The sequence below is a fragment of the Sandaracinobacteroides sp. genome (genome assembly GCF_057137845.1).
Map to the genome: position 1 here is coordinate 1 of NZ_DBNHFX010000229.1, position 3608 is coordinate 3608.

Below are 3608 nucleotides of genomic sequence, written 5' to 3' on the forward strand. Positions count from 1 at the left end.
CGGGCGTTCGTGGCGGCGCTGGCGGGGTCGATGGGCGGGCTGGCGGTCGGCTGGGCGATGGGGGCCGCCGAACCGGCGATCCGCGCTGGCGCGTTCGGCTTCAACAGCGTGCTGGTGGCGATTGCGCTGGGCGGCCTGTTCCTGAAACCGGGGCCTCTTGGCACTGCTTATGCGGCGCTTGGCGTGATCGTGACGCCCTTCGTCGTGGCGGCGGCGACAGCAGCGCTGGCGCCGCTTGGCGTGCCGGCGCTGACGCTGCCCTTCGTGCTGGTTACCTGGGCGTTTCTGCTTGCCGCCCGCGCGTTCGACCGGCTGGCGCCATCGCCCGGCTAGGGCTGCTGTGCGGCCGCCTGCGCGGGCGCCGCATTCCAGACGCTGTCTTTCTGGCCGGATCGGGCGCGCCGGTGCGAACGGCGGGCCAGCCAGAGCAAGCCGAGGCCCAGAAGTGCCGCCACCCAGTCGACGATGCGGCTGCCGTCGGCGTGGTTCCACGCCCCCGGTGCCACAAGCGAAACCAGCGGGATCGCCAACGCGGCAACGCCGGCGGCACACAGCAATTCGGCGCCTGCGCGCGCTGCACCGCGCCGGAACGCCCAGAGGATCGCTGCCGCGAACAACGCATAGTAGATGCCGATGTGCCAGTTTTCCGCATTCGCCACATGGCCGTGCAGCAGTTTCGTTGCCGCAATCGAAAAGCCGACACCGATCACCGAGCCGAGCGACACGCCCACAGTAAGTGCAGCCAGCACCATCGTCTGCCTGCTCTGGGTGACGGGGCCGCTGTTGCGGCGCTCGCGCTTGCGGCGGCTTTCGATCCACAGCAGGTTGCCGGTGTAGAACAGAAACGCCCCGGCTATTCCCAGCACGAAATACCCCCAGCGGACGGGGGCGCCGCCGAAACTGCCGAAGTGAAGCGTGAAGAAGCTGGTCAGCGTCGCGGCCATCGGCGGCTGATGGCCGGGCATCAGGTCCAGTTCGTGCATTTTCCCCGTCGTCGGATCGACGCCGACGAAACCCGCCGTACCGGAACGGTGGCCATAGCGATCGTCATAGCCGGAAACGCGCAAGGTCATGTGGCCGCCGTGGTCGGCGTCGGCGCGGCTGTAGGCCAGCGTCAGCGGCGTGAAGCCCGGCGCCTGCTGCCGGATCCGCGCCAGCAGTTCGGTGACGGGAAGCAGCTTTGCATCGGGTGCGGGTGCGGGCGGTTCGGGGTGGTCCTCGAAGCGCTGTTCGATCCTGTCCTGATAGATCAGCTTGTCCTGCACGTCGTAGATCTGATCGTGGACGGCAAAGACGATCGCCGTCAGAGCGATGATGATGTGGAAGGGCAGGCTGAACAGGCCCAGCACATTGTGCACATCAAGCCACATGCGTTTCAGATTCCGGCCGACGCGCACGGCGAACATGTCTTTCGCAAGGCTAGGCAGCAGCACGATCAGCCCGGAAACGATCGCCACCAGATACAGCATCGACACAATGCCGGTGATCGGCATCACCACCGACCTGGGAAGCGGCAGGCCGACCCGCCGGTGCAGTTCGTCGGCGAGATAGCCAAGCTTTGACGGTTCCACCTTGTGCACCTCAAGTCTGCCGTCGGCGGAAAGGTTCGCGCCCGTCAGTGTTTGCGCGCGCCGGCCGCCTTCGCTCCAGAACAGCCGTGCGGGCATTTCCGGCCCCGGCTCAAGCTGGATCGTGTAGCGATCGGCCGCCTTCGGGTGTTGTGCGGCGACTGCGGCCACCAGTTCCTCTGTGCGATCGACGGGAAGCGGCGCCGAAAACTGTGCCGAGGGCGGTGTCGCCCATCGGGTGAGGGGGGCACGGAACATCGTCAGCGCACCGGCCATGAAGGCGATGAACAGGAACATGCCGGCAATGATGCCGACCCAGCTATGCACGTCCTTGTAGGTTTTCAGAACGTCCTGACGCATCGCTTCAACCCAGCAGTTTCTGGCCGCCGAGGAGCATTCCCCAGACGACGATGTTGAACAGCCCAAGCCAGCCCCATGCGGCGCGCGTGCTTGGGAACAGGAACACGAACGAGCAGGCGAGGCCCCACCAGAGCGGCACCATCCACATGGTGATCTGCACCTTGGCCGGCCCGCCACGGATGCCGCCCGGCCCGAACCACGCCCAGAGGCCGGATATCCCGACCGCCAGCAGAAACCCGAGGGTAACCGCCGCGAGGGTCTTGCCGAACCAGTCGCGGCTGGTGATCCCGCCGCCCGTCATCGTGCGTCCTCGGGCGTTGCGTCGCGCGCCACCCATGCGAACAGCAGCGGCGCCAGCGAGCAGCCCAGCATCAGCGTGACGAGCAGCACGAACACCGCCGTTGCTGCACCGAAATGCAGCAGCAGCACCGCCAGCGTGGTAGCAGCGGCCAGCCAGCCTGCTGCGCGGACGAAACGCGGGGTGGCGCTGCCGCGCTTGCCACCGGCGGGCCGGTATCCGGCGAACAGCAGCAGGGCGGCGATCATGCCGAGCGTCAGGCCAAGGAACGCGATCATCGGGCGAATACCTCGGGCAGGGCCTGGCCGAGTGCCGGAAGCACCGCCGAGCCATGGGTTTCATGGGGCAGGATGCGCAGGCGCACCGAGACGCCTTCGATCCGCGCCAGTTGCTGCGCAAGCGCCGTGTTTGCTGCAACGCCGTCGCGGCTGCCGGCAGGCCCGCCGGTTTCGCGGTCGCCCACCGTAAGGACGAGACTGGGGGAAGCGCCATCGAGCCGGGTGGCGAGGGCCGCCACCGATTGTTGCACATGCCGGCTAGCCGCCCAGAGCGAGGGGCTGGATGCGACGTATGTCCGGAACAGTTTTGGTTGCTGCAACATGGTATCGATAACGAACAGGCCGCCATGGCTGTGGCCCATCATCGAACGGCGCGCCGGATCCAGCGCCAGCTCGGCGCCAAGCTCGGGCATCAGTTTCCCGGTCAGCAGTTCGCGGAACGCGGCGGCACCGCCAAGGCGGTTGTTGCCGTGGTCGTCGGGCGTCGGGGTATAGTCGAAAGCCCGGCGCGCCATGTCGGGCGATGCGATGGCGATGATGTAGCCATCTGCCACCTTGCCGGCGGAAAAGCGCAGCAGCCGGGCATGGAGATCGGCGGCCGTTGCAAAATTCTGGTCGCCGTCGAGCAGCCATAGTGACGGCCAGCCGGCGGCCGGCGGGGTGCCCGTCGGCCGCCTGATGATCAGCCGATAGGTCTGGCCGTCGTTCGAATGCACCTCGCGGACCTCGGACGATGCGATCGTCCAGCCGGACGCCGCCGCCGCCGCTGCCGCATGGATTGCCAGCAGCGCCAGCCCAAGCCGTGCCGTTACCACCGGTATTGCGCCCGGATGTTCAGTGTCCGCCCGGATCCGAAGTAGCAGGAAGCGACGCTGCCGCAGGTGGCGACATAGGTCTTGTTCAGCAGGTTGCGGGCGTTCGCCGAAACCGAGAGGCCTTCGAGCGCGCCGCCGTTCTTGCCGAAGTCGTAGCGCAGCAGGGCGTCGATCAGCGTGTGCGCCGGGATATCCAGCTTGTTGGCGACATCGCCATAGCTTTTGCCGGTGTGGCGAACGCCGCCGCCGAAGCCAAGCCCGGCAAGCGGCCCCGAGGGCACGGTGTAGT

At 67.4% G+C, this 3608-nt stretch carries 6 protein-coding genes; 1 reads left to right on the forward strand and 5 read right to left on the reverse strand.

What is annotated here, in order from left to right:
- On the forward strand, positions 1-333 hold a 333-nt coding region (locus AC16JP_RS11925; RefSeq protein ID WP_484340836.1), incomplete at its 5' end, for an urea transporter.
- Here the strand turns inward: AC16JP_RS11925 and AC16JP_RS11930 are convergent.
- From AC16JP_RS11930 to AC16JP_RS11950, 5 genes are all read right to left on the reverse strand, one after another.
- Positions 330-1928, reverse strand: a complete 1599-nt coding sequence (locus AC16JP_RS11930) for a PepSY-associated TM helix domain-containing protein (protein ID WP_484340837.1) — start codon at positions 1926-1928, stop codon at positions 330-332. The genes AC16JP_RS11925 and AC16JP_RS11930 overlap by 4 nt on opposite strands.
- A gap of 4 nt (positions 1929-1932) precedes the next feature.
- Entirely contained in the window at positions 1933-2229 is a 297-nt protein-coding gene (locus AC16JP_RS11935) for a hypothetical protein (protein WP_484340838.1), read from the reverse strand.
- Positions 2226-2504 carry a hypothetical protein gene (locus AC16JP_RS11940; protein WP_484340839.1) on the reverse strand — a complete coding sequence of 93 codons (279 nt, stop codon included), beginning with the start codon at positions 2502-2504 and terminating at the stop codon, positions 2226-2228. Before AC16JP_RS11940 ends, AC16JP_RS11935 begins: the two co-directional genes overlap by 4 nt.
- Entirely contained in the window at positions 2501-3319 is an 819-nt protein-coding gene (locus AC16JP_RS11945) for an alpha/beta hydrolase (protein ID WP_484340840.1), read from the reverse strand. The genes AC16JP_RS11940 and AC16JP_RS11945 overlap by 4 nt, the downstream gene beginning before the upstream one ends.
- Positions 3313-3608: TonB-dependent receptor domain-containing protein (locus AC16JP_RS11950; protein WP_484340841.1), on the reverse strand; the 296-nt coding region annotated here is incomplete at its 5' end. The genes AC16JP_RS11950 and AC16JP_RS11945, both read right to left, overlap by 7 nt.

What these genes read in the sequence shown, in the direction of transcription:
- AC16JP_RS11930 (WP_484340837.1), bottom strand. Translation starts at nt 1,928, where the DNA reads ATGCGTCAGGACGTTCTGAAAACCTACAAGGACGTGCATAGCTGGGTC.
- AC16JP_RS11935 (WP_484340838.1), bottom strand. Translation starts at nt 2,229, where the DNA reads ATGACGGGCGGCGGGATCACCAGCCGCGACTGGTTCGGCAAGACCCTC.
- AC16JP_RS11940 (WP_484340839.1), bottom strand. Translation starts at nt 2,504, where the DNA reads ATGATCGCGTTCCTTGGCCTGACGCTCGGCATGATCGCCGCCCTGCTG.